Genomic DNA, 25,108 nt, shown 5'->3' on the forward strand with positions numbered 1-25,108 from the left:
AAATCCCGACGCCCCGGGGCGGATTGCGTCTCGTTTTTATACTCAGAGGCGGAATCCGCCTCGGGGCTTCCATCGACGTTTCAAACCCGGAGGTTTTTATGCCGTCCGGCACTTCGGCACGCCATGGCTGCGGAAGGCTCTTTGAACCTTGCTATTCCTGGCGCGGCGTTTCGGGCCCGGTCTCCACCAGCCGGACCCCCGCCTCGGCGCAGACCTGGCGGATGGACTCGAGCGGGCAATGATCGGTGATGAAGCTGTGGGCCTGGGACAGGTGGCCGATGCGCACCGGTGCGGTGCGGCTGAACTTGCTGGAATCGGACACCAGGATCACGTGCCGCGCATTGGCGAGGATGGCCTGGGCCACCTTCACTTCCCGATAGTCGAAATCCAGCAGGGCGCCGTCGGCATCGATGGCCGAGACGCCGATGACGGCGAAATCGACCTTGAACTGGCGGATGAAGTCCACCGCCGCCTCGCCGACAATACCGCCATCGGCCGGCCGCACCAATCCGCCGGCAATCACCACCTCGATCGAGGGGACGACGCGCAGATGATTGGCCACATTGATGTTGTTGGTGATGACCATGAGGCCGCGATGCCCGGTCAGCGCCTGGCTGACGGCCTCGGTCGTCGTGCCGATATTGATGAAGAGCGAGGCATTGTCGGGGATCAGCGCCGCCGCTGCCCGGCCGATGGCGCGCTTTTCCGCCGGGGCCATCTGCCGGCGCGCCTCATATTCCACATTCTCGACGCCCGAGGGATGCATGGCCCCGCCATGGGTGCGCTTCAGCGCGCCGCGCTCGCACAGCACATTGAGATCCTTGCGGATCGTCTGCGGCGTGACGGCGAAGGCGGCGACCAGCGCATCCACGCTCACCTCGCCCTCCTGCCGGGCGAGTTCGACGATCCTGGCCTGCCGCATCGCGGGATTCATGGGCGTTCCCCTGCTTTCGTTTCGTGATTAAACGAAAGCAGGAGGCGGGGGAAGGGCACCTAGCCGGCCCGCGCCGACCACTGCATTCGTGGCGTGAAATCGAAATCCCGGTCGAAGGGGAAGCTGGGCCTTCTGGTGTGTCGGCGCGGCGTGCGCTCGACGAATTGGTCCACGACGCCCGGCGACAGCGCCATGATCCCGGGATTGGCGATGGGCCCCAGTTCGGGCGAGAGATAGCCCGATTTGACCACCACGATCTTCGCCCCCCGCGGATCGAGCCCCAGCCGGGTGAAATCGGCGATATTGTGGAAGGGCCGGCGGCGAGCGGTCAGCACCAGGTCGATGCCGCCGATCCGCACCAAAGCCTCGCGCAGGCGCGGTTCCTCGGTTTCGAGCAGGAACAGGATTTCGGCCTCGGCCTCCACCGGCGTGCTGGACGGGTCGAGGCTGGCCCCGATCGAAAGCCGGGTCCTGCCGCCGATGCGCGCCGCATAGGCCATGTCGGTAGCGGCCCTGTCGGCAATGCCGGCAAAGATCACGCCCTGCGCATCCTGTGCGATCAAGGCCGCCAGCACCTCCGCCCGGTCGCCGACCCCGCCGCCGGTGGGATTGTCCCCCGATTCGGCCAGCACCACCGGATGGGTCGGGCTGGCCATGGCCCGGGCGACGCAATCCGCGATCGAGCCGGTTTCCATGCCGAACACGAACTGGTCGCGAATGTCCCAGTAATCCTGCGCCAGGCGCAGGGCCGCCCGTTCCATGGCGGCGCGGTCGGTGCCCGTCACCACGGCGCAGGCGGTTGCCCGTGGTTCGTCGGCCCAGACATAGCCGACCTGGAACGAGGCATCCCAGATGCCGCTCGGCTCCTCGATCTCGTGCAATTGCGCATAGAAGCCGCGGGCGGGCTCGTCCTGGGTCGATGTCCGCTCGCCCGGCAGCAGCACCGGCACCGGCGCCCAGCCCAGAACGGGCCGCGTGCCGGTCTTGAGCGCCCGCACCAGCATGGTCACCGCCCGGCGCATCGTATCGGGCACATCGATATGCGGCGCGGTGCGATAGGTGGAGAACATGTCGAGATTGTCGATGATGGCCTGGCTGATATTGCCATGCAGGTCATAGCTGGCCGAGATCGGCACATCCGGCCCGACGGCCTCGCGCACCGCGGCGATGAAATCGCCCTCGGCGTCGAACAGGCCCTCGACGAACATGGCGCCGTGCATGGGCAGGTACACCCCGTCCAGCGGCTGCGCGGCCCTGAGGCCGGCCAGGATTTCTCCCTTCCAGGTCTCATAGGTGTCGTGTGCCACCGGTCCCCCGGCAATGGCGCGGGCATGCAATATGGTGATGAACTCGGCGGGAAAATGCGTCAGGAAATCGAAATATTGGTCCTTGAGCATGGCCGGCCCGCGCAGCACGCGGAAATCGGCCTCCCGATTGAGCACGGGATTATAGGTGCTGCATTCGATATGCAGCCCGGCAACGGCAATGCGCATCACAGCACTCCGGGAACGTCGGCTTCGGGGTTGTGCCCGGCGCGTACCGGGCGGGACTGGAGCCGGCCGGCAAGCACCAGGCTGAGCAGCAGGAAGGGCACGACGCAGGCAATGCCGATGCGGATATCGCTGTGCTCGGCCACGAAGCCGATCATCGGCGGCCCGATCAGGAAGCCGGTCAGGGCGACGAAGGACAGCACCGCCACATTGGCCGACGCCGCCCGATCGCCGATGCCGGCCGCCGCCGTCACCGCCAGCGGGAAGCCGACCGACACGCCGAAGCCGATCGTGCCGAAGCCGATCAGCGCGACGATGACATTGGGCGCCAGATAGAGCAGGGTGGCGCCCAGGACCGCCAGCGCACCGCACAGCCGGGCAATGCCCACCGCGCCCAGCCGCGCCTTGAGAAAATCGCCGCTGAAGCGCCCGGCCGCCACCATGAAGGCGAAGACCGAATAGCCCAGCCCCACAATGCCGCCTTCGGCACTGAGCGCATCGCGCAGGAAGATCGCCGACCAATCGGCCATGGCGCCCTCGGTCATGGTGATGCCGAAGACGAAGAGGCAGATGCCGAGCAGGGCCGGGCTGGGCAGCGACCAGGCCGAGCGCTGGGCGCCGCCTTCCGCCGGCGCTTCGCTGTCGAGGCGCGGCAGGGCCAGGCCGGCCGCGATGCCCATGGGCATGGTGACCAGCGCCACCGCCAGAATGGCCCATCGCGGCTCGATGCCCAGCCCTGCCATGCCCGAGCCGATCAGGCTGCCCACCATGATGCCGACCGACCAGAAGCCGTGCGACTTGGTCATGATCAGCGTGCCGGTGGCCTTCTCCACGCCGTCGGCGCCGACATTGAGGCCCAGCTCGAGAAAGGAGATGGCCGAGCCGGCCAGCATCAGCGCTATGAAAAGCATGATCGGCTCTGGCGCGAAGGCCGGCAGGCTGGCGGCGATGGCATAATAGACGAAGCCGACGATGATGGTGGTGCGGGCGCCGATCCGCCCCACCAGCGGCCCGGCAAAGGGCAGGGTGAGCAGGGTTCCCAGCGGCATGCCGAGCAGCGCCAGAGCCAGCGCTGCCGGTCCCAGGCCCAGTCCCGCCTGAACCTCGGGAATGCGCGGCAACCAGGATCCGAAGGCGATGGGCTGCAGGAAGAAGACCAGCATGATCAGACGCTGGGGAGTGAAGAAAGCCATGGGCGTGTGTCTCCAGGAACCTGTTCATCGCCGGCACATGCTGTCGGGCTGCACCGGCGCGGCCGGGAAGGGCAATAGGGCCCACCGTGGCGATGGTGGGCGCGCCGGCGATTTGATGCACGTTCGCCAGCGCTGTTTCAAATTTTCACGCGTGACACCAAATGACCACAGCCTGAAAGAGGCCACATGGATACCAATTACGACATGCTGCCTTTTGTCTGCACTTTTGTCCACACCGTTCCGCGACGCTTTCGGCAAAATCTGGCCTATAAACAAGGCGGAACGCCCCGGAATTAGGCAGGGCGCCAGAGTGGCTTAAATTGGTATTGTATTGGCGTCGAATGTGTGTTGACATCGCGTCAAGAAGACGCCTAGTCTTGAAAATCGTTTACACAAAACGTCACCGATCCACAAAGAGATCGGCGGTCTAATAAGGCAGGGAGCATTGCGGTTATGCGGGTAGGCATTGTCGGCCTCGGCTATCGTCTTGGTTATCTGGCGCGCGTCTTTTCCGTGGCGCGGGACGATTTCGAGATCGTGGGCTATGTCGACCCGGCGCCGGCCGGTCTCCCCTATGCGCAGGAGCATGGCGTTTCCGTCGGTCGGTCCTATGACAGCCTCGAAGCACTGATCGACGAGGGCAATCTCGACCTGCTTATGGTCGGCTCTCCAAACCACCTCCATCTCGATCATATCCGTATCGGCCTCGAGCGCGGGATGAAGATTTTCGCCGAAAAGCCGGTGGTGACCTCGGTGGAAGACACCATGGCGCTGGCCGAACTGATCGGCAGATACGGCTCCGACAGGGTCATGGTCGGCCTGGTGCTGCGCTACGCGCCGCTCTATGTCGACCTGCGCAAGGCGCAGACCGAGGGCCAGTTGGGCGATATCGCCTCCATCGAGGCCTCCGAGCATATCCCGCCCTATCACGGCGCCTTCTTCATGCGCGACTGGCGCCGCTATTCCAAATATGCCGGCAGCTTCATGCTCGAAAAATGCTGTCACGACCTCGATCTTTATAACGGCGTCATGGGCTGCCGGCCGCTCTATGTAGCCAGTTTCGGCGGCCGCCGCAGCTTCACCCCGGAAAACGCGCCCCAGGGCGAGGGGGCCAATGACCTGTCCGAATATTATCGCAAGCCGTCCGGCTGGCAGGGCGCCGACAAGGTCTTCGACAGCGATGGCGACATCATCGATTTCCAGACCGCCATCGTTCAATACGAGAACGGTGCGGCGCTGACCTTCCACACCAATATGAACGTGCCCGACGATTTCCGCCGCTTCGCGGTCATCGGCGCCAAGGGCATGGCGGAAGGCGATTTCATCCGCAACTATTTCCGCGTCACCGACAGCCGCACCGCGAACCGGCTCGAGGACAAGACCTACAAGACCTCGGACCTCTCCCAGCACTATGGCGCCGACGAGCAGATGGCCGAGGATATTCTCAAGCACATGCTCGAAGGCGCGGCCCTGCCGGTATCGGTGACCGACGCGCTCGAGGCGGGGCTGCTGGCCCTCTCCATGGACCAGGCGATGCGAACCCGCTCCGTTGTCGACATGACCCCGATCTGGCGGCAATTCGACGCTGCCCTGGGCCGAGCGAGCTGAGGAGGCCTTAGACATGACCGGTACCCGTAGCGCCACGATCTTCGCCCTCGCACTGCTGGCTCCGGCCCTGATCTACATCCTGGCCATCGTGGCCTATCCGCTGGTCGATACGATCATCCTCAGCTTCACCAATGCCTCGCTGCGCCAGGAATATGATTTCATCGGCTGGGCCAATTACCAGCGCATCTTCTCGGCCGGCAATTTCACAGAAGTCATCCTGCGCACCTTCATCTGGACCTTCTTCTCGGTCTCCATAAAGATGATTATCGGCATGTTCGGCGCCGTCCTGCTCAATGCCGCCATTCCCGGCCAGACCGTCTTCCGCATCCTCACCATGCCGCCTTGGATCGTGCCCATGGCCATCGGCATCTTCATGTGGGGCTGGATGTATAACGGCCAGTTCGGCATGATTTCCGGCCTGTTGCAGAATTTTGGCATCACCAATGGGCCGGTCGCCTGGCTAGCCTATGGTAACACCGCCTTCTGGGCCACCATCATCACCGACGTGTGGATCGGCGTGCCCATGGTGACCATCTATTTCCTGGCCGCCATGCAATCCATTCCCAAGGACCTGCATGAAGCCGCCTGGACCGATGGCGCCGGCCGCTTCTACCGCTTCCGCCGCATCACGCTGCCGCTGATGGTGCCGGCCATCATCACCATGAGCCTGCTCTCGCTCATCGCCACCTTCAATTCCTTCGACATCATCTGGATCCTGACCCAGGGTGGCCCGTCCGGCTCGACCACCACGATGATCATCGACACGTACAAAACGGCCATGGGCTCCCGCAAATATGGCGAGGGTGCCGCCCGTGCCGTGGTCATCTCCATCTTCGTGACCATCTTCTGCATCGTTTACTTCCGCGCCGTCCGCAAGCTGCAGCAGGGAGAAGCCAAATGACCGACCACGTCTCCACCAGCACCAACATGGCCACGACGGCGGCCGCTGCCGATGTGGCCAGGGCGAGCAAGGTTCGCGGCTCTGCTCGGCCGATGATCGACCGCTACAAGTGGTACGAGGTCGCCGCCATCTATGCTGGTATCGGCGTCTTCCTCTTCTTCATACTAGCCCCTTTCATCGAAGGCTTCCTGGTCTCGCTCAAGCCGCTGTCGCAGCTCTTCTCCACGCCCTACAGCTTCATTCCCCGGGTCTGGTCCTTCGATTCCTACGTCACCATGTGGACCTCGGTGCCGCTGCTGGGCATGCACATCTTCAACTCGTTCTTCATCTCGACCGTGGTGACGATCATCGCCGTCGTCATCGTGGTGCCCGCCGCCTATGCCTTCGCCCGCTTCCGTTTTGCCGGCTCGGGCCTGATGCTGGCCGGGTTCCTCGCGGTCAACATGTTCTCGGGCGCCGTGCTGCTGATCCCGCTGTTCCGCTTGATGCGCACCATGGGCCTGCTCAATACCTATTGGGCGATGATCGTGCCCGGCGCCGCCTTCCTCATCCCCAGCTCCATCTGGTTGCTGCGCACCTATATGCTGCGCATTCCGCGCGAGCTGGACGAAGCCGCCTGGGTCGATGGCGCGTCGCGCCTCTACACTTTGCGCCGGGTCATCCTGCCGCTCGCCATGCCCGGCATCGTCGTGGTCGCCATCATGACCTTCATCGGCGCCTACGCCCAGCAATTCATCTTCGCGCTGACCTTCAACTCGAAATCGGAATTCATGCCGCTGCCCATCGGGCTCTTCGCCTTCTTCGGCAAGCAGGAAGTGATCTGGAACGAGCTGATGGCAGCGTCCTTCGTCGGAATCCTGCCGGTCATGATCGTCATCGTGTTCCTGCAGCGCTATCTCGTCGCGGGTCTCACCGCCGGCGCCGTGAAACAATAGGGGAAACAAGGGATTGGAGATTGTTCAGCCCGCAAGGCTGGGCGGCTCCGGAGCGGGCCTTCGGGCCACATTCAAGGGAGACTAAAAGTGAACAAGACAATCGGTCTGATGGCCGTATCGATGCTGGCTCTCGCCAGCGCGACATCCGGCACCTTCGCCCAGGACGTTAAGGAAATCAGCTTCATCAACTGCGGTGACGAGCTGACCGCCGGCTATGCCGACTACTTCGCCGAATGGGAAGCTGCCAATCCCGGCTACAAGGTTGCGCCCGAAGTCGTGGGCTGGGGCCAGTGCCAGGACAAGGTGACCACGCTCGCCGCCGCCGGCACGCCCGTTGCCCTGGCCTATGTCGGCTCGCGCACGCTCAAGCAGTTCGCCCTCAATGACCTCATCGTCCCCGTGCCGATGACCGACGAGGAAAAGGCCGCCTACTACAACTACGTGCCCGATACCGTCACCTTCGACGGCACCCAGTGGGGCGTCCCGGTGGCCTTCTCGACCAAGGCCCTGTTCTGGAACAAGGACCTGTTCGAAGCCGCCGGCCTCGATCCCGAGACCCCGCCCGCTACCTGGGAAGAAAAGATCGCTTTTGCCAAGCAGATCACCGAGAACACCGATGCTGCCGGCTATGGTGCCGTCGCAAAGACCTTCGACAACACCATGCACCAGTTCCTCCACTGGGTTTACACCAATGATGGCTCGGTGATCGATGCCGATGGCAACATCACTCTGAACTCCCCGCAGGTCCTGGCCGCCCTGACCGCGCTCAAGGACATCATTCCCTACTCGGAAGAAGGCCCGACTGCCTACGAGCAGAACGAAGTCCGCGCCATCTGGCTCGACGGTGGCGTCGCCATGATCGAAGCGTCCGTCAACGCCGGCATTCTTGCCGACGAAGCCGGCATGAACTGGGGTGTCGCTCCGCTTCCGCTGGGTCCCGATGCCAAGGGTCCGGGCACACTGCTGATCACCGACGCCCTGGCCGTGTTCAAGGGCACTGGCGTTGAAGATCAGGCCATCAGCCTGGCCAAGTTCATCACCGATGGCCAGCGCCAGTGGGATGCCGAAATGGCCCAGGGCCTGACCCCGCTCCGTCCGCTCCACTCTGATGAACTGGTTGCCGAGAAGCCCTATTGGAAGCCGTTCCTCGACGGCATCGAGTTCGGTGGTCCCGAGCCGCTGTTCACCGACTATATCGGTCTGCAGAACGTCATGATCGAAATGGTTCAGTCCGTCGTGACCGGCCAGGCCGAACCCCAGGCTGCCCTGGAAAAGGCCGCTGCCGAGCTCGAGCAGTACAAGTAACATCCTAACGACTTGGCCGTCGCCCCTTCGGGGACGGCGGCCGACCCGCTTCTGACACGTCCTGCCGGAGACGCCGACCATGTCGCAACTGAGCCTCAAGCGCCTCGAAAAGAGCTTCAACGAAGCCCGGATCATCAAGGGCATCGATCTGGATGTGTCCGAAGGCGAATTCGTGGTCTTTGTCGGCCCCTCCGGCTGCGGCAAGTCCACACTGCTGCGCATGATCGCGGGTCTCGAGGACGTCTCGCAGGGCGAGATCGAGATCGGTGGCCGCGTGGTCAACGAATTGCCGCCGGTGCAGCGCGGCATCGCCATGGTCTTCCAGTCCTATGCGCTCTATCCGCATATGAGCGTCTACGAGAACATCGCCTTCCCGCTGCGCGTCGAGAAACTCCCCCAGGCGGAAGTCGAATCCCGCGTGCAGGCCGCGGCCAAGGTGCTCCAGCTCGAGAGCCGTTTGCAGCACCGTCCCGGACAGCTCTCCGGTGGCCAGCGCCAGCGCGTCGCCATCGGTCGCGCCATTGTCCGCCAGCCCAAGATTTTCCTGTTCGACGAGCCGCTGTCCAATCTCGACGCGGCCCTGCGCTCGGAAATGCGCATCGAGCTCATGGAACTGCACAAGCGCCTCGGCTCGACCATGATCTATGTGACGCATGACCAGGTCGAGGCCATGACCATGGCCGACAAGATCGTCGTGCTCGATGCCGGCACCATCGCTCAGGTCGGCTCGCCACTCGACCTCTATCACAAGCCGGACAACCTCTTCGTCGCCGGTTTCATCGGCAGCCCCAAGATGAATTTCATTTCCGGTAAGGTCCGCAAGGCCGACGGCACCTGGGCGACGATCGATCTCGGGGCCCTGGGCGTCATCGACTTGCCGCGCACCAGCACCGCCATTGCCGGCCAGGACGTGACCCTGGGCATCCGGCCGGAGCATCTTGAGCTGGGCGACGGCGAGTTCACGCTCGAAACCAGACCGAACATTGTCGAGCAGCTCGGCATCCACACCATCACCTATTCGACCCTGCCGGGCGGCGAGAACTTCATCGGCCTCTTCGAGGGTAATCCCGAACTGGCGGACAACCAGCCGGTGCGGATGAGCTTCGCCACGGACAAGGTGCATCTGTTCGACGCCAAGGGCCTGGCCGTGTATTAGGCCGGCAATGACGGCCGGGGGAAAGCGCCATGCTCGATATCGTAGGGCTCCTGCAGACTGAAAAGGACGCGTTCACGCGCTCCGAGCGGGCGCTGACCGAGATCGTGCTGAACGATGTCGAGAGCGTGCTCAAGATGTCCATCGTGGATCTGGCCGCCCAGGCCGAGGTCTCCCCGCCCACCGTCACCCGCTTCTGCCGTCGGCTGGGCTGCGATAGCTATGCCGATTTCAAGGTGCGCCTGGCCCAGTCCCGCTTCGTCGGCCAGCGCTATTTCGCGCCCGCGGCAGGGCCGTCCAGCGTCCCGGAGATCGCGCAGGGCGTGATCAACGGCATCCAGTCGATCATCTACGAGACCTTTGACAGCCTCGATTTCAAGGCCGTGGAACGGGCGGCCGAAAGCCTCGTCAAATCGAGTTTCGTCTTGTCCTTCGGCTCGGGCGGGGCTTCTTCCATGATGGCCGGTGAAATAGAAACGCGCCTGTTTCGGCTTGGCTTGAAAGTCGCCTCGACAGACGATCATCAGCTCCAACTCATGCGAGTCGCCGCCGCGCCCGCCGGCACGGTCATTGTCGCCTTTTCGCTCTCCGGCAATAATGCGCAATTGGCGAAGACGCTGGCCGTGGCCGGCGAATACGGCATAACCCGTATCGTGGCCACGCGGTCGGGCTCGATGGTTTCCGACAAGGCCGACATTCTCCTGCCGGTCAATTGGCACGAAAACTCCGACATCCTGCGCCCCACGCCCGGCCGCTACGCCTTTCTCGCAACCGTCGACGTGCTGTCCCAGACCGTCGCCACGCGCCTGGGGCCGTCCGCCATCTCCACCATGCGACGGATCAAGCATCAGCTCGTCGTCAATCGCGACGGCGACGATGCCCAGCCGCTGGGGGATTGATGGTCGATGCTTATCCACTCCGCCTTCGGGCAATGCCGCCGTTTGATAGTCACCGCTTGTTTTAGGATTTTGCCATGCCGGCCTTTTCCCTCGTCACCACCTGGTCTCCCGCCGACGAGCACGAGCCCCTGGGCTACGGCATCGAGCTGACCAATGAGGGCGACACGCCCATTGCCAATTTCCAGCTCGGCTTTTCCGGGCCGGCCCGCATCGATCCGCATGCGACGCTGGAAAACGGCCGGCTGCTCAAGCGTCTCTCCAATCACACGCTGATCGCCCCGCCCGAGGGCTTCGTGCTGCAGCCGGGCCAGACCTGGACCGCCACCGCTCGCGGCCTTTCCTATGGCCTGCGCCATTGGAGTGACGGCGCCAATTCGGCCTATGTGGTGCTCGATGACGGCGCCATCATCGCCATCCCGACGGCGCCCACCAGGGGCAAGGGCCACAATGCGCCCCTGCTCAAAGGTGCCGCGAAATTCCCCGTTCCGGCCAAGGCGCCGGTGGCGCATTCCATCATTCCCTGGCCCCGGCACGTGGCCACGACCGGCAATCGCATCGCCCCGCCCGGCTTCGATCTGAAACCCCAAGGCGCGCTGGCCGGTGCCGCCGCCCAGGCCTTTGCCGATCTCACGGCCGAACTCTTTCCGCTCGAAGCCATCGTGCGGCCCGCGTCGGAGGCCGGCATGCCGGTGCATGTCGTCGAAAAAGCCGGTTTCGGTCCGGAGGCCTATGACATCGCCTTTGCCGAAAACAGTGCAACGGTTTCGGCCAGTACCCGCGCCGGCCTGTTCTATGGCCTGGTGACCCTGGGGCACATGCTGCGCGGCGCGCGGCTTCATCCGGGCACGTTCACCTTCCCCATCGGCGGGGTGATCAGCGACGAGCCCGGCTTTGCCTTCCGCGGCTCGCATCTCGATGTGGCGCGGCAATTCTATACCGGGGCGGAGGTCAGCCGGCTCATCCGCATTCTGGCCTGGAATAAGATGAACAAGTTCCACTGGCACCTGACCGAGGACGAGGCCTGGCGCCTGGAAATCGAGGCCTATCCGGCGCTGACCGAGATCGGGGCCTGGCGAGGCCATGGCAAGGCCCTGCCGCCGCTGCTCGGTTCCGGTCCGCAGCCCACGGGCGGCTATTATTCCAAGGCGGTGGTGCGGGACATCGTCGCGCTGGCCGATGCGCTGTCCATCGCCATCATCCCCGAAGTGGACATGCCGGGCCATTTCTATGCCGCGCTTCAATCCGTCCCCGAATTGCGCGACCCTGATGAGAAGGGCGAGTATCAATCGGTCCAGGGCTTCCCCAATAACAGCCTCAATCCGGCGCACGAGCCGGTCTATACCTTCATCGAGAAGGTGATCGACGAGACGCTGGAGCTCTTTCCCGCCGGCATCTTCCATCTCGGCGCCGACGAAGTGCCGCTGGCGGCCTGGTCCGGTTCGCCGCTGGCGCTCGACATGCTGGAAAAGATCGCCGGCCCCGAAATGCGCAGGAAGCATGAGGCGCAGTTCAACCAGCTCGGCAATCACCATGGGGCCGACGAAATCGAAGGCTCGCCCACTGCAATCCTGCAGGCCGAGTTCATCAGGCGGGTGCACAAATATATCGCCTCGAAAGGCGCCGTCACCGGCGGCTGGGAGGAGGCGGCGCATGGCGATGCGGTGGCCAAGGACAAGTCCTATGTCATCGGCTGGCGCAATGTGGAGATCAATGCCGCCCTGGCCGAGCGCGGCTTCGATATCGTCGTCTCGCCGGGCCAGCGTTACTATCTCGACATGGCCAATGGCGTGTCCTGGGCCGAGCCCGGCGCCGGCTGGGCCGGCTGGTCCGGCCCGCAGGAGACCTATGAATTCGAGGCGCGCGCGGGGTTTTCCGAAGAGGGCCTCAAACACCTGCTCGGCGTGCAGTCCTGCATCTGGTCCGAGAGCATGACCGACCGCGCCATTTTCGACCGCCTGGTCTTCCCACGCCTCTCCGCCGTCGCCGAAGCCGGCTGGACCCTGCCCGAACGCAAGAGCTGGGACCGCTTCAAGGCCTTGGTGGGGCTCATGCCGATCATGTACGGCCATTGGGCGGAGGACTGAGCCGCCGCCCCGGCTTCGGCATCGCGGCAGGATCAATGATGGGCATGGTGCTCGGCATTGCGCTTGCGCGTCGCGGCCGCCTTCTTGGCCGAGGCGGAGCGCTCCGCGGCAGAGCGGCTGGCCGAAGCCTCGCCGCCTTTCCTGCCGCCCTTATGCGCGGCGGGATGGCCCGTATCCTTGCCGCGGCCGGAACCGGATTTCTTGCCGCCGCCATCGTCCTTGTTCACGGTCGCCCAGGCCCGGCGCTCGGCTTCCTTGTGGGAGACGCCGCGATCCTCATAGCCTTCCTCGATATGTTCGGCCTTCCGCTTCTGCTTGTCCGTATAGGCGCTCTTGTCACCCTGGGGCATGGTTCTTCTCCTTGAGACGGGGGCGCGGCGCGGATGGGACAGGAGCCTGGACCTGGTTGAAAGGCTGGAGCGGGAAACCGAAAAAACCGTCTCCATGCTCTATACCATCGCGTCCGGTTGACACACGCCGGCCTGTGCGGTGAACGGCGCGACGCCCGGGCGGTTGCGGAAAGGCCGATCACAAAGCTTTTCGTTCCGGTGAAAGGGGCTTGCTGAGAAAGGGCGAGCCCGCCAGCACGAAGCGCCATGGCGTCTCCATCCCCTTGGTGATGCCGATACGCGGGCCGGTGGCGATCGGATGGCTGTCATCGGCCGGGCGGACCAGGAAGGGCGGCCGATCCAGGGCCAGACCATTATGATCGAGGTTGATGCCCAGGGCCTGCGCCAGCTTGCCCGGACCCGAGCAGAGCTGCTTTTCCACCACGCCGCCGCGCCGCTCATGCATGCGCGGCAAGCCTGCCTGCGGCTCCAGCGCCCGGATCAGCACGGCGCTGCCGGGGCGGCAGACGAAGTTGAGGCAGAAATGAATGCCGTAAATCTTGTAGACATAGGCGTGACCCGGCGGGCCGAACATCACCGCATTGCGCGGCGTCGGGCCGCGGAAACTGTGGGAGGCCGGGTCGGCCTCGTCATAGGCCTCCACTTCGACGATGCGGCCGCCCACGCCGTCAAAGGCGAGAAAGGCCCCGATCAGGTCGCGCGAAACATCGAGGACGGGACGGTCGAAGAAGGGTCGGTCGAGCATGGCCGCCATTTGGCCTGAATCGGGAGCGATGGGAAATGGAATAGGGGAGGGACATCCATGCTGCCGAAAATCCTTGCCGTCGCCGGCGCGCTCATGCTGGTGCTGCTCGCCGCCATTCCGGCCCAGGCCGGCGTCATCTGCACGCTTCTGGCCGACCCGGAAAGCCGTGTCGTGCTGCTGGCCGAGGGCGATTGCGAGACCCGGGTGACGCCGGCCTCCACCTTCAAGCTGCCGCTGGCGATCATGGCCTTCGATGCCGGCATCGTCACCTCCGCGCGGGAGCCCAAATTGCCCTTCAAGCAAGGCTATCCCGATTGGATCGCCTCCTGGCGGCAGGATACAGACCCCACCATGTGGATGCACAATTCCAATGTCTGGTATTCGCAGCGCCTGACCGAACAGCTCGGCGCCGAAAAGCTGGCGGCCTATGCCCGCAGCTTCAACTACGGCAATGCCGACTTTTCCGGCGATCCGGGCCGCGACAACGGCCTCGAACGCTCCTGGATTTCCTCCTCGCTCCGGATTTCCCCGCTCGAACAGGCCGGTTTCCTCGCCGCGCTCATCCAGGGGCAATTGCCGGTCTCGTCCCGGGCCGCCAGCGGCGCTCTCGGCCTGCTGGAAAGCCCGCGCGACGCCGATGGCTGGCAAATCCACGGCAAGACCGGCTCCGCCTATCCGCGCAATGCCGATTACAGCTTCGATTATGCCCGCGGCTGGGGCTGGTATGTCGGCTGGGCCGAAAAGGCCGGGCAACGCGTGGTCTTCGTGCGGCTCAGCCAGGACGAGCGGCGCCACGACATCTCCGGCGGCCTGCGGGCCCGGGACGCGATCATTGCCGAATGGGCGGACATCGCCGCCCGGGCCGGTCTCTGACTGGAGCCGATTGTCGAACAAAGCCTTCGCCATTGGTCGCTTTTTGACAACCCTGGGCCGGACTACATCCAGGGCAACAGTTTCAGAGGAGGTCGTCATGATCGACACATCCATCCAGACCAATGTTCGCTCCCAGCCCGTCCTGCCGCTGACCACCGCGCTCGGCCCCGTTCACCTGGCCGTCACCGACCGCGCCAGGGCCCTCGCCATCTGGCAGGACGTGGTGGGCCTCGACCTGATCGCCGAAAATGGCAATGCCCTGGCCATGGGCGCCGGGGGCAAGGTGCTCATCGTGCTCGAAACCGGCGCCAAGGGTCCGGTCGTTCCGCGCACGATCGGGCTCTATCACGTCGCCATCCACGTGCCGCACCGCGCCGACCTGGCGCAGATGGCGGTCCGGGCCCTGCAGCGCAATGTCCGCATCTCGCCCACCGACCACCTGGTCTCCGAAGCCATCTATCTGTGGGACCTGGACGGCAACGGTATCGAGATCACCTTCGAAACGCCCTGGCGCGGCACGCTGGGCGACCCCGACAAGGGCGAGACCTATGCGGTGACCGCCGAAGGCAAGCCGCATTCGGGCCGCGACCCCATCGATCTCGACGGGCTCCTGGCCGAGCTGGGCGAGAACCCGGTTCTGGCCGCCCGCATGCCCGCCGGCACCCGCATCGGCCATGTCCATGTGCATGTGAACGACCTGGACAGGGCGATGGACTTCTATCGCGACGTGCTGGGCTTTGCCGGGTTCCTGCTGATCCAGTCCTTCGGCATGGGCGATGTGGGGCTCGACTACATGCCCCATACGCTGGCCTTCAACATCTGGTCCGGCCCCGATGCCGGCCTGTCGCCGGCCGGCGCCGCGGGCCTGCGCTTCTTCACCATAGTCCTGCCCGATGCCGAAAGCCTCGCGGCCCTCAGGACCCGGCTCGAACAGGCCCATGCGCCGGTCGAGGTGGTCGGCAACGATCTCCAGACCCGCGACCCCTTCGGCAACAGGATCCGCCTCGAACTGGCGGCCTGAACCTTTACATGCGCCGCTTCGCCGTCGATTGTGTCGGCGAACGGCACCCTGGCGGAGGACTAAATGCAAGGCCCTGAAGAGCTTATCCGGTTCTGGTTCGTCGAGCATGGCTATGACGACTGGTTCAGCGGCGATGCGGCATTCGACGCCAAATGCAACCGCTTCGCCGAATTGCATGCGCAGGTGGCCCGGGGCGAGGCCTGGGCCTGGCGCGAAACGCCGGAGGGCCGGCTGGCCGAACTGATCCTGCTCGATCAATTCTCCCGGCAATTGCATCGCGGCCGTCCCGAGGCCTTCGCCCAGGACAAGATGGCTCTGGCGCTGGCCCAGGAAGCGGTCGCTGGCGGGCACGACATGGCCGTCGAGCAGGGATGGGCGATGTTCTTCTACATGCCCTACATGCATGCCGAATCCCTGGTGATCCAGGACGAGGGGGTCAAGCTCTTCGCGGCCATGGGCAATGAAAACGCGCTGCAATACATGATCGATCACCGCGATACCATCGCCCGCTTCGGCCGCTTTCCCTTTCGCAACCAGGCCCTGGGCCGCCAGAGCACGCCGGAAGAACTGGCCTATATGCAGCAGCAGGACGGCCGGGCCTTCTAGACGGCATTATGCTCCTCCCTCGCGCGGGCGTGGCTTTGCGCCGGCCGGCATAAAAACCTCCGGGTTTGAAACGTCGATGGAAGCCCCGAGACGGATTCCGCCTCAGAATATAAAAACGAGACGCAATCCGCCTCGGGGCGCCGGGATTTCCGGCAGGGGGTTTCCTAGGGCCGGCTCTCACCGGAATTTCCCATCCCCGGACCCAGCCTCCGTTAACGATGCAGAGGCCTCCCGACTGTCGCCGGGCGGTTGATCGTTGCAACCCCATCTCCACCCGGCTGATGAGGGGAGGATAATATGGGGTGATGGGGCGGGGATAAGTTTTCCGGGAAGGCGCGATGCAGCACCCTCCCCCTTGCGGGCTTCCCGCTGGCCGCAGGCAAATTCGCTCCAGTGGAGCGAATTTAAGCGGGAAGGCCATGAGAGCTATGCTCGAATGGCTGGCTGGGGTGGGGGATGGGCGGCAGGGTGTTGATTTCTAACGCTCGTGCGTGGGAGCACCCCCTCCTAGCTTCGCTAGGCCTTACGGCCAAGCTGCGCTACCTCCCCCATCGAGGGGGAGGTGGGGGTTCGGCGCTTGGGGCGAGCTCCCCCGCCATTCGCGCGTTGCGCTCATGGCCTTCTCGCCTCAAATCTCTCCGCCGGAGAGATTTGCCCTGCGGGGCGGCTCGAAGCCCCTCATCCGGCCCTTCGGGCCACCTTCTCCCCGAGGGGGAGAAGAATTGGTGCGGCGTTTGCCCTTATTCCTCTCCCCCTCGGGGAGAGGGTGGATCGGGCGCAGCCCGAGACGGGTGAGGGGGACGGGCGGCAGGGTGTTTGATTTCTAACGCCACTGCTCGCCGACACCCCCTCCCAGCTTCGCTAGGCCTGTCGGCCAAGCTGCGCTCCGCCATTCGCGCGTTGCGCTCATGGCCTTCTCGCCTCAAATCTCTCCACTGGAGAGATTTGCCCTGCGGGGCTGGCTCGAAGTCCGCAACTCTTCCCCCTACGCGCCGTTGTTCTTGAAAGGAGATTTCCCATGGAGACAATCGGTCCCGGCCTCTGGCTCATCGCCCTCACCGTCGGCGTCGTCATCCTCGCCGCAGCGGCCATCTACGGCATCATGCGCAACCGCAGCCGCACGCTCTCCGAGCGCGTCACCACCGAGGTCGAAACCAGGCGCGAATATGAACGCGAGGACAGGGACGAAAAATGAATGAGGGCGCCCTGAGGCGCCCTCTTCTTCAGGCCACCAGCCCCTTGGTCAGTTCCAGCGCCTGGCGTTCGAACAGGCGCCGGTAGATGCCGCCATTGAGGCGGATCAGGGATTGGTGGTCGCCTTCTTCGACGATGCGGCCCTTGTCGAAGACCAGCAGGCGGTCCAGGGCGCGTACGGTCGAGAGGCGATGGGCGATGACCAAAGTGGTGCGGCCTTCCATCAGCCGTTCCATGGCCTGCTGGATCATCACCTCGCTTTCGCTGTCCAGGCTCGATGTCGCCTCGTCCAGGATCAGGATCGGCGCATCGGCGAGGAAGGCCCGGGCAATGGCGACGCGCTGGCGCTCGCCGCCAGACAGCTTCACCCCGCGCTCGCCCACCAGCGTTTCATATTGTTTGGGCAAGGCCATGATGAAGTCGTGCGCATTGGCCTGCCTGGCCGCCTCAACGATTTCGGCACGGCTGGCGCCGGGCCTGGCATAGGCGATGTTCTCGGCCAGGGTGCGGTGGAACAGGATCGGCTCCTGCTGCACGATGGCGATCTGGCCGCGCAGGCTGGCCTGCTCGACATCGGCGATGTTCTGCCCGTCGATGGTGATGGCGCCGCCCTTAAGGTCGTAGAGCCGCTGGATCAGCTTGACGAAGGTGGTCTTGCCCGAGCCCGAATGGCCGACCAGGCCCACGCGCTCGCCCGGCTTTATCTCCACCGAGAAGTCGCGATAGAGCGGGGTCGGGTGCGAGCCGTACTGGAACGTCACCTTGTCGAAGCGGATATGCCCCTCGCCGATGGCGATCGGGCCGGCGCCGTCACGGTCGGCGATGCCGAGCTTCTGGGCGTGCAGGTTGACCAGTTCCTCCATGTCGTTGACCGATTTCTGCAGGTTGCGGATATGCTGGCCGACATCGCGCAGATGGCCCTGGAGCAGGAAGAACATGGTCAGGACGAAGGTGATGTCACCGGCCGTGGCGGCCCCGCTCTGCCACAGCATCAGCGCCGTGCCCAGGATGGCGGTCTGCATGGCGACCATCATCACGCCCTGGACGCCGCCATTGAAGGTGCCGCGCCGCCAGGTGCGCCGCGTGCGCTTGCGCCATTTGGCGACCACCTTGTCGATCAGCCCGTCCTCGCGCGCCTCGGCGCCGAAGGCCTTGACCACGCTGTTGCAGCTCACCGCATCGGCCAATGCCCCGCCCACCTTGGTGTCCCAGGCATTGGAGAGGGTGGCGGCCGGCGCCACGAAGCCGACCGACAGCCAGACGGTGACGCAGATATAGATGAGCGAGCCCAGGCCCACGACCAGGCCCATGATTGGCCAGGACGAGCCCAGGATGATGGTGGCGCCCACCAGCATCACCACCGATGGCAGCAGCGCCAGGAGCAGCGTGTCGTTCAACAGGTCGAGCGCCCACATGCCGCGCGTGATCTTGCGCACGGTGGAGCCGGCGAAGCCGTTGGCATGCCAATCGGTGGAAAAGCGCTGCACGCGATGGAAGCCCTGGGCGGCCACGTCGCTCATCATCTTGAGCGTCAGCGGGATGATGTTGAGAAACACCAATTGGCGCAGGGCCACCGAGGCCAGGTAAAGGCCCGACATCAGCCAGAAGGCCGAGACGGCGATGTCCCAGCTGCCCTGGCCCGAGGCGACCGCGTCGACCAGGCGGCCGGCAAAGACCGGGCTCAGCGCCTCGGCCAGGGTCGCGGTCAGCACCAGCAGGGCGATGCCGGCGATGCGAACGGGCTGATGGCGCCAGTGCCGGAAGGTGAAGCCGAGCACGTTGCGGAACGCATCGGCCCGGAAGTCGAGTTTCTTGCGACTCATTTTGCGTATCCGGCGCCGTTGTCCGGCCGCCGGTTCCTCAAAAGGGAATATGAAAGACACAGCGCGGGCCTCTGTCGGCAATGGTCCCATGGGGCCATGTCGGGCTGCTGGAGAAACGGAAAAACCGCGGGCGGCTGGCCTTGATCGGCGGGCCGCGGGGAGCAAGGACCTAAGGTCGGCGCTTGCCCATCGGGGAAGCGAATGTGAATGCTGTCATGCAACGCCTCCCTGTGCTGAAAATTGAAGCGGCGAACGGTTTGTAGCCAAACCGTTCGCTCTTGCCAATGGCGGATTTGTGATCGGGACGCCTGCTGGTGCAGATCGGTCACAGCGGCCGCGGCCGAGCCCCACAATTTGCATCATCGCCGGGTGGCGCCGGGCGCGGCGGAGCGCTAGGCTCGCCGCCAATGATTCAAAAGCAAGAGGCATGGTCCCGTGAGCAATTCCCCCATCGATCCGGTCAAACTCGACAAGCTCGGCGAGGTCGCCATCAAGGTCGGCCTGCAATTGGCCGAGGGCCAGGACCTGATCATCACCGCGCCGATGAGCGCCGCGCCCCTGGTGCGCCGCATCACCGAGCATGCCTACAAGGCCGGCGCCGGGCTCGTCACCAGCATCTATTCGGACGAGGAAACCACGCTGGCCCGCTTCCGCCATGCCCGGGACGAGAGTTTCGACCGGGCTGCCGGCTGGCTCTATGCCGGCATGGCCGAGGCCTATAAGAACAATGCCGCGCGCCTGGCCATTTCCGGCGACAACCCGATGATGCTGGCCAATGAGGACCCGGACAAGGTCTCGCGCGCCAATCGCGCCAATTCGGCGGCCTATCGCCCGGCGCTGGAGCTGATCACCAGCTTTGCCATCAACTGGAACATCGTCTCCTATCCGACGCCCAACTGGGCCAAGCTGGTCTTCCCCAACGATCCCGAGGACGTCGCCATCGCCAAGCTGGCCGATGCCATCTTCAAGGCCAGCCGCGTCGACCAGGACGATCCGATTGCCGCCTGGAAGGCCCATAACGCCAATCTCAAGGCGCGCTGGACCTGGCTCAACGGCAAGAAGTTCTCGGCGCTCAAATACAAGGGCCCCGGCACCGACCTCACCATCGGCCTCGCCGATGGGCACAAGTGGAAGGGCGGCGCCTCCGAAGCCAAGAACGGGGTCACCTGCAATCCCAATATCCCGACCGAGGAAGTGTTCACCACGCCCCATCGCCTGCGCGTCGAGGGCACGGTTTCGGCCACCAAGCCGCTCAGCCACAATGGCACGCTGATCGAGAACATCCAGGCCCGCTTCGAGGACGGTCGCATGGTCGAGCTCAAGGCGAGCAAGGGCCAGGACGTGTTCAACAAGGTGCTCGACACCGATGAAGGCGCCCGCCGCCTCGGCGAAGTGGCGCTCGTGCCCCATTCCTCGCCGATTTCGGCATCCGGCATCCTGTTCTACAACACGCTCTACGACGAGAACGCCTCGTGCCACATCGCCATGGGCCAGTGCTATGCCGATTGCTTCGAGGGCGGCAAGGACCTCTCGCCCGACCAGATCTTCGCCCAGGGCGGCAATAAGAGCCTCATCCATATCGACTGGATGATCGGCTCCGACCAGGTCGATATCGACGGCATCCATGCCGACGGCTCCTCCGAACCGGTCATGCGCAAGGGCGAATGGGCGTTTTGATGCCCGCCTCCCTCCACGCTGTCATCCCCGCGAAAGCGGGGACCTCCGTTGAGATAGTGCGCCGGAAACAGGGGTTCCCGCTTTCGCGGGAATGACCTTGCGGAGGGGAGGTCTACTCCCCCTCCAGCCCCAGAAATTCCTCGGCCGTGAGCACGATCTTGCGGTCGATCTTGCCGATTTCGTCTTCGTCCTTGCCCGCATAATCCACGCCATGCAGCATGGTGCGGATGGCGTTGAGGCGGAGGCGTTTCTTGTCATTGGCGCGGAACACGGTCCAGGGGGCGTGCTTGCTGTCGGTATGCCGCAGCATCCGGTCGCGCGCTTCCGAATAGGCATCCCATTTGCTCAGCGCCTCGAGATCGACCGGTGACAATTTCCAGGTCTTGAGCGGGTCGTGGCGACGGTCGTGGAACCGCTTGAGCTGCATTTCGCGCCCGATCGACAGCCAGAACTTGAACAAAATGATGCCGTCCCGGGTGAGGCGCTTTTCGAATTCGGGCGCTTCCTCCAGGAAATGCTCGCTCTGCTCGGGCGTGCAGAAGCCCATCACCGGCTCCACTCCGGCGCGGTTGTACCAGGAGCGGTCGAACAGCACCATTTCGCCCGCCGCCGGCAGCCAGTCGACATAGCGCTGGAAATACCATTGCGTGCGCTCGCGGTCGTTCGGCTTGGGCAGGGCGGCGATGATGTTGAAGCGCGGATTGAGGTTTTCCAGGAAGCGCTTGATCGTCCCGCCCTTGCCGGCGGCGTCGCGGCCCTCGAACACGATCAATGTCCGCGTGCCGGCCTTGGCCATATGCGCCTGGTGCAGCACCAGCTGCTTTTGCAGCGCATACATCTGCGTGTCATAATCGTCGTTGTCGAGCTTTTCGTCATAGGGATAGCCGCCCGAGGTGAAGGCGGCTGTCCTGATGGCCTTGGGCAGGTCGGGATCGTTTATGTCAAAACCGTCAAAAGGGTCGGTCACGCTGTCACTCCGTTGTCATTGCGAACGTGCTATGAAGCCGGTTCCCGCGCAAGAGGCGGGGCCAACACCGTGACCAGACCACCGGATATGGACGATCCCCATCCCGCCAATGCCTTGAGCCTGCCGCAGGCCGCCCTGACGCGGCTCATCGGCTATGGCCCCCTGCTTGCCGGCCTGGCCGGGGTGGTCCTCTGCTTCGTGCTCCTGGGCGGGCTCCGGCCGGACCTGGCCATTCTCGGGCTGCTGGTCGTCATCGTCCTCCTGGCCCTGCTGCCGCTTCCGGTGGTCACGGTTACCCAGGCCGTGGAAATTCCCGCTCCCGCGCGGATCGATGCGGATGAAGGCGCGATTTCGGCCTTCGCCGAGGCCCTGGCCGATCCCTGCTTCGTTCTCGACCGGCGCGGCACCGTGCTCTACACCAACGCGCCGGGCGCCCAGCAATTTCCCAGCCTGCAGCCGGGCCGCGTCATGACCCTGGTGCTGCGCAATCCCGAATTGATCGCCGCCATCGAGGGGGCGGTGCGCACCGGCTCGGCCCGCAGCTTCGAACTGCACGAAACCCTGCCGTCCGAGAGCTGGGACAAGGTCGTCGTCGCGCCGCTGCATCAGCCCGGCCAGGCCTGGCTGGAGGATGACGACCGGCACCTGCTCGTCACCTTCCAGAGCCTGACCGAACTCAAGCGGGTCGACGCCATGCGCGCCGATTTCATCGCCAATGCCAGCCACGAATTGCGCACGCCGCTGGCCTCGCTGATGGGCTTCATCGATACCCTGCTGGGCCCCGCCGCCAAGGATGCCGCAGCGCGCGAGAAATTCCTCGGCATCATGCGCGGCCAGGCGGACCGGATGAGCCGGCTGATCGACGACCTGCTCAGCCTGTCGCGTATCGAAATGCACCAGCATCTGCGCCCCACCGGCTCGGTCGACCTGTCCGGGCTCCTGCGCGAAGTCCGCGAGGGCCTGCAGACCCAGGCAAGGGCGGCCGAACTCGACGTGGTGCTCAAGCTGCCCGGGCAGCCCGTCAAGGTCACGGGCGACCGCAGCCAGCTCTATGAAGTGTTCGAGAACCTCATCGACAACGCCATCAAATACGGCGCCGGCGGCAAGAGCGTCGAGGTCAGCCTCCATGAAACCGACCGGCCCGGCCTGCGCCATCAGGTCAGCGTCGTCGATCACGGCCCGGGGGTCGAACCAGAACACGTGCCGCGCATGACCGAGCGGTTCTACCGCATCGATGCCGATGCCAGCCGCAAGAAGAAGGGCACCGGCCTGGGCCTGGCCATCGTCAAGCACATCATCCAGCGCCATCGCGGCCAGATGACGATCAAGAGCCGCGCCAATCCCGGCGAAGGGCTGAGGGTGGATGTGCTGCTGCCTTAGGGGCGAGCTCTGCACCGGGAATGGAAAATCGTTCCAGCCGCCGATCTGTCCGGATATATCGATATATATCGGGCTTGTCGGTTTTGAATCGGGATGGTTTGAGGTACGTACCACGAAAATTTAGACTTTCGTTCCCGCGCTCAGCCTTGAGGTGCAGTCTCAATCCATTATCATGATATGTATCTGGAAAGATAAAATACACCAGATGCATTCGGAGAGGAGATTTTCATGAAACGGTATCGTTCGCTTGCCCTGGCAATGATCATGTCAGCGGCCCTTTCACTGCCGGCCATCGCCCAGGTGACGACCAAGCAGCCCGACAAGGTGGAGGGGGCACTGCCGGCCAAGGTCGAGCAGATTTCAGTTCACAGCCCGGCGATCGAGGGCAATCTCATGGGCGAAAGCGCCGAGCGCGATGTCTTCGTGGTGCTGCCGCCGGGTTATGAGGACGATCCTGACAAACGCTATCCCGTCGTCTATGCGCTGCACGGCTACTGGATCGGCGCCGAGCAATGGATGCAGGAAGTGCATGCGCCCCAGACCATCGAAGGCGCCTTCGCCAAGGGCACGCCGGAAATGATCGTGGTCTTCCCCACGTCGTGGAACCGCTATTACGGCTCGATGTATTCGAGCTCGAGGACCACCGGCAATTTCGAGCATTTCATCGCCAAGGATCTCGTCGCTTATATTGACGAGAATTACCGGACCATCCCCGAGCGGGAGAGCCGGGGCCTTGTCGGTCATTCCATGGGCGGCTATGGCGCCACGCGCATCGGCATGAAGCATGCGGACGTGTTCAGCGCCCTCTACGTGATGAGCGCCGGCGGCGGCGTATCCACCGGGCCCGCTCCGCTCAGCGCCGAGGCCATCGCCGAAATCGCGGCCATGACCGGGCCGGACGACGCCGAGGATATTTCCACCGAGGCCCGCTCCACCCTCGCGCGTGCGGCCGCCTGGTCGCCCAATCCCAACAATCCGCCGCTCTATCTCGACCTGCCCTATGACGGCGATGAGTTGAACGAGGCGGTGGCGGCGAAATGGGCGGCCAATAACAGCGTCACCCTGCTCGACCAATATGTCGATCAGTTCGAGCGCTATGCCGCCATTGCCATCGATGTGGGCGACGATGATCGTGCCGCGGTGGGCGCGCGGCAATTGAGCGAGGCACTTGCCGCCTATGAGATCGAGCATTCCTTCGATCTCTATGAAGGCGATCACACCAGCGAGCTGGGCTTCCGCCTCCAGGACCATGTCCTGCCGTTTTTCGGCGAACACCTGGCCTTCGAATAGCGGCCTGGCCGCAAACGAAAAGGGCGCCGCCGGCGCCCTTTTCGTCTCTATCCGGCAGGCGCCTCAGCGCTTTTTCTTGTCCATCTGGTGATAGGCCCGGCGCGAGTGGAATTCGCAATAGGGGCCGGTTTCCAGGCTGTGCTGACCGCAGAAATAGAAGTCCTTGGTCAGCGGATCGCCGATCGGCCACTTGCAGGTATGCTCGTTGAGCTGGAGCAGGTTGAGGCGCTTGTCCTCGGGAATGAAGAGTTCCTGGCTGGCGGGTGCCACATAGAGATCGGCTTCCATGTCCGGGGTGACGGCGAGGGCGGTGGCCCCCATCACCTGCGGCCGCGACATGGTCGGGCGCGGCTTGGCGCTGACATGGCTCATGCCCGCGGAGGGGCTGGCGACGCGGCGCGGCGTGGAGCGCGCGGCCGGGCGGGCGCGCGGCGCCGTATTGGTCGGCTTGGCGCGGGCCGACAGCTTGAGGCGGTGCACCTTGCCGATCACGGCATTGCGGGTCACCCCTTCGCCCAATTCACCCGCGATCTGGCTGGCACTCAAACCTTCCATCCAGAGCTTTTTCAAAAGTTCGACGCGCTCGTCAGTCCAGCCCATCGATTGTGCTCCTGAAACCATCGTCAAAACAGAATCCTTCATTGCGCTGCCAAAAACGGTCTGGCAGCTTTGAGAATCTA

The 25,108-nt window shown here is 64.3% G+C and carries 22 protein-coding genes; 14 read left to right on the top strand and 8 right to left on the bottom strand.

Features of this window, described 5'->3' with window-relative positions; all coding sequences use genetic code 11:
* Positions 1-151: 151 nt before the first annotated feature.
* Genes A3840_RS16550 through A3840_RS16560 form a run of 3 tightly spaced genes read right to left on the bottom strand, consistent with a single transcriptional unit; the run spans position 152 to position 3,617 of the window.
* Positions 152-934 (bottom strand): DeoR/GlpR family DNA-binding transcription regulator, encoded by a 783-nt coding sequence (locus tag A3840_RS16550; RefSeq protein ID WP_067459441.1) that lies wholly within the window; start codon positions 932-934, stop codon positions 152-154.
* A 59-nt stretch (positions 935-993) separates the two neighbouring features.
* Entirely contained in the window at positions 994-2,427 is a 1,434-nt protein-coding gene (locus tag A3840_RS16555) for a M81 family metallopeptidase (RefSeq protein ID WP_067459443.1), read from the bottom strand.
* Positions 2,427-3,617 carry an MFS transporter gene (locus A3840_RS16560; protein WP_067459446.1) on the bottom strand — a complete coding sequence of 397 codons (1,191 nt, stop codon included), beginning with the start codon at positions 3,615-3,617 and terminating at the stop codon, positions 2,427-2,429. The genes A3840_RS16555 and A3840_RS16560 overlap by 1 nt, the downstream gene beginning before the upstream one ends.
* Before the next feature lie 453 nt (positions 3,618-4,070).
* On the opposite strand from A3840_RS16560, the gene A3840_RS16565 reads away from it, so the two are divergent.
* The 7 genes from A3840_RS16565 to A3840_RS16595 all read left to right on the top strand — a co-directional run bounded on the left by A3840_RS16565 (position 4,071) and on the right by A3840_RS16595 (position 12,502).
* The gene (locus A3840_RS16565; protein ID WP_067459449.1) at positions 4,071-5,225 is read left to right on the top strand and encodes a Gfo/Idh/MocA family protein; all 1,155 of its coding nucleotides are present in this window, start codon (positions 4,071-4,073) and stop codon (positions 5,223-5,225) included.
* A gap of 13 nt (positions 5,226-5,238) precedes the next feature.
* Positions 5,239-6,126, top strand: a complete 888-nt coding sequence (locus A3840_RS16570; RefSeq protein WP_067459451.1) for a carbohydrate ABC transporter permease — start codon at positions 5,239-5,241, stop codon at positions 6,124-6,126.
* Positions 6,127-6,218: 92 nt separating this feature from the next.
* Complete coding sequence (locus A3840_RS16575) at positions 6,219-7,061, top strand: carbohydrate ABC transporter permease (RefSeq protein WP_067459547.1); 843 nt, start codon at positions 6,219-6,221, stop codon at positions 7,059-7,061.
* Between the two features lie 108 nt (positions 7,062-7,169).
* A complete protein-coding gene (locus A3840_RS16580; protein ID WP_067459550.1) occupies positions 7,170-8,366 on the top strand; it encodes an ABC transporter substrate-binding protein in 1,197 nt (398 codons plus the stop codon).
* Between the two features lie 79 nt (positions 8,367-8,445).
* A complete protein-coding gene (locus A3840_RS16585; protein WP_067459454.1) occupies positions 8,446-9,522 on the top strand; it encodes an ABC transporter ATP-binding protein in 1,077 nt (358 codons plus the stop codon).
* A 29-nt stretch (positions 9,523-9,551) separates the two neighbouring features.
* The gene (locus A3840_RS16590; protein WP_067459457.1) at positions 9,552-10,418 is read left to right on the top strand and encodes a MurR/RpiR family transcriptional regulator; all 867 of its coding nucleotides are present in this window, start codon (positions 9,552-9,554) and stop codon (positions 10,416-10,418) included.
* A gap of 74 nt (positions 10,419-10,492) precedes the next feature.
* The gene (locus tag A3840_RS16595) at positions 10,493-12,502 is read left to right on the top strand and encodes a beta-N-acetylhexosaminidase (protein ID WP_067459460.1); all 2,010 of its coding nucleotides are present in this window, start codon (positions 10,493-10,495) and stop codon (positions 12,500-12,502) included.
* A 32-nt stretch (positions 12,503-12,534) separates the two neighbouring features.
* Here the strand turns inward: A3840_RS16595 and A3840_RS16600 are convergent, their stop codons facing one another.
* Positions 12,535-12,852, bottom strand: a complete 318-nt coding sequence (locus tag A3840_RS16600; protein ID WP_067459463.1) for a plasmid stabilization protein — start codon at positions 12,850-12,852, stop codon at positions 12,535-12,537.
* A gap of 178 nt (positions 12,853-13,030) precedes the next feature.
* Positions 13,031-13,597, bottom strand: a complete 567-nt coding sequence (locus tag A3840_RS16605; RefSeq protein WP_067459553.1) for a DNA-3-methyladenine glycosylase — start codon at positions 13,595-13,597, stop codon at positions 13,031-13,033.
* 57 nt (positions 13,598-13,654) lie between these two features.
* Here A3840_RS16605 and blaOXA point away from each other — a divergent pair, with 57 nt between their 5' ends.
* The 4 genes from blaOXA (at position 13,655) to A3840_RS19765 (ending at position 17,292) form a co-directional block, all read left to right on the top strand.
* Entirely contained in the window at positions 13,655-14,470 is an 816-nt protein-coding gene (gene blaOXA, locus A3840_RS16610; protein WP_067459466.1) for a class D beta-lactamase, read from the top strand.
* Positions 14,471-14,567: 97 nt separating this feature from the next.
* Positions 14,568-15,491, top strand: a complete 924-nt coding sequence (locus A3840_RS16615; RefSeq protein WP_067459469.1) for a VOC family protein — start codon at positions 14,568-14,570, stop codon at positions 15,489-15,491.
* Between the two features lie 63 nt (positions 15,492-15,554).
* Entirely contained in the window at positions 15,555-16,097 is a 543-nt protein-coding gene (locus A3840_RS16620; RefSeq protein ID WP_067459472.1) for a DUF924 family protein, read from the top strand.
* Between the two features lie 1,018 nt (positions 16,098-17,115).
* Positions 17,116-17,292 (top strand): hypothetical protein, encoded by a 177-nt coding sequence (locus A3840_RS19765; RefSeq protein WP_165603204.1) that lies wholly within the window; start codon positions 17,116-17,118, stop codon positions 17,290-17,292.
* 28 nt (positions 17,293-17,320) lie between these two features.
* On the opposite strand, the gene A3840_RS16625 is transcribed toward A3840_RS19765, so the two are convergent.
* Positions 17,321-19,114, bottom strand: a complete 1,794-nt coding sequence (locus A3840_RS16625) for an ABC transporter ATP-binding protein (protein WP_067459475.1) — start codon at positions 19,112-19,114, stop codon at positions 17,321-17,323.
* A gap of 435 nt (positions 19,115-19,549) precedes the next feature.
* On the opposite strand from A3840_RS16625, the gene A3840_RS16630 reads away from it, so the two are divergent.
* Entirely contained in the window at positions 19,550-20,791 is a 1,242-nt protein-coding gene (locus tag A3840_RS16630) for an aminopeptidase (RefSeq protein WP_067459478.1), read from the top strand.
* Positions 20,792-20,903: 112 nt separating this feature from the next.
* Here A3840_RS16630 and ppk2 read toward each other — a convergent pair whose 3' ends face one another.
* The gene (ppk2, locus tag A3840_RS16635) at positions 20,904-21,758 is read right to left on the bottom strand and encodes a polyphosphate kinase 2 (RefSeq protein WP_067459479.1); all 855 of its coding nucleotides are present in this window, start codon (positions 21,756-21,758) and stop codon (positions 20,904-20,906) included.
* 69 nt (positions 21,759-21,827) lie between these two features.
* Here ppk2 and A3840_RS16640 point away from each other — a divergent pair, with 69 nt between their 5' ends.
* Both A3840_RS16640 and A3840_RS16645 read left to right on the top strand, forming a co-directional pair.
* Positions 21,828-23,138 (top strand): sensor histidine kinase, encoded by a 1,311-nt coding sequence (locus A3840_RS16640; RefSeq protein ID WP_131798358.1) that lies wholly within the window; start codon positions 21,828-21,830, stop codon positions 23,136-23,138.
* Positions 23,139-23,366: 228 nt separating this feature from the next.
* Positions 23,367-24,428, top strand: a complete 1,062-nt coding sequence (locus A3840_RS16645; protein ID WP_067459488.1) for an alpha/beta hydrolase — start codon at positions 23,367-23,369, stop codon at positions 24,426-24,428.
* Between the two features lie 63 nt (positions 24,429-24,491).
* Here the strand turns inward: A3840_RS16645 and A3840_RS16650 are convergent, their stop codons facing one another.
* A complete protein-coding gene (locus A3840_RS16650) occupies positions 24,492-25,028 on the bottom strand; it encodes a GcrA family cell cycle regulator (RefSeq protein WP_067459491.1) in 537 nt (178 codons plus the stop codon).
* Positions 25,029-25,108 lie beyond the last annotated feature (80 nt).

The organism is Devosia elaeis (assembly GCF_001650025.1).
Classification (GTDB): domain Bacteria; phylum Pseudomonadota; class Alphaproteobacteria; order Rhizobiales; family Devosiaceae; genus Devosia; species Devosia elaeis.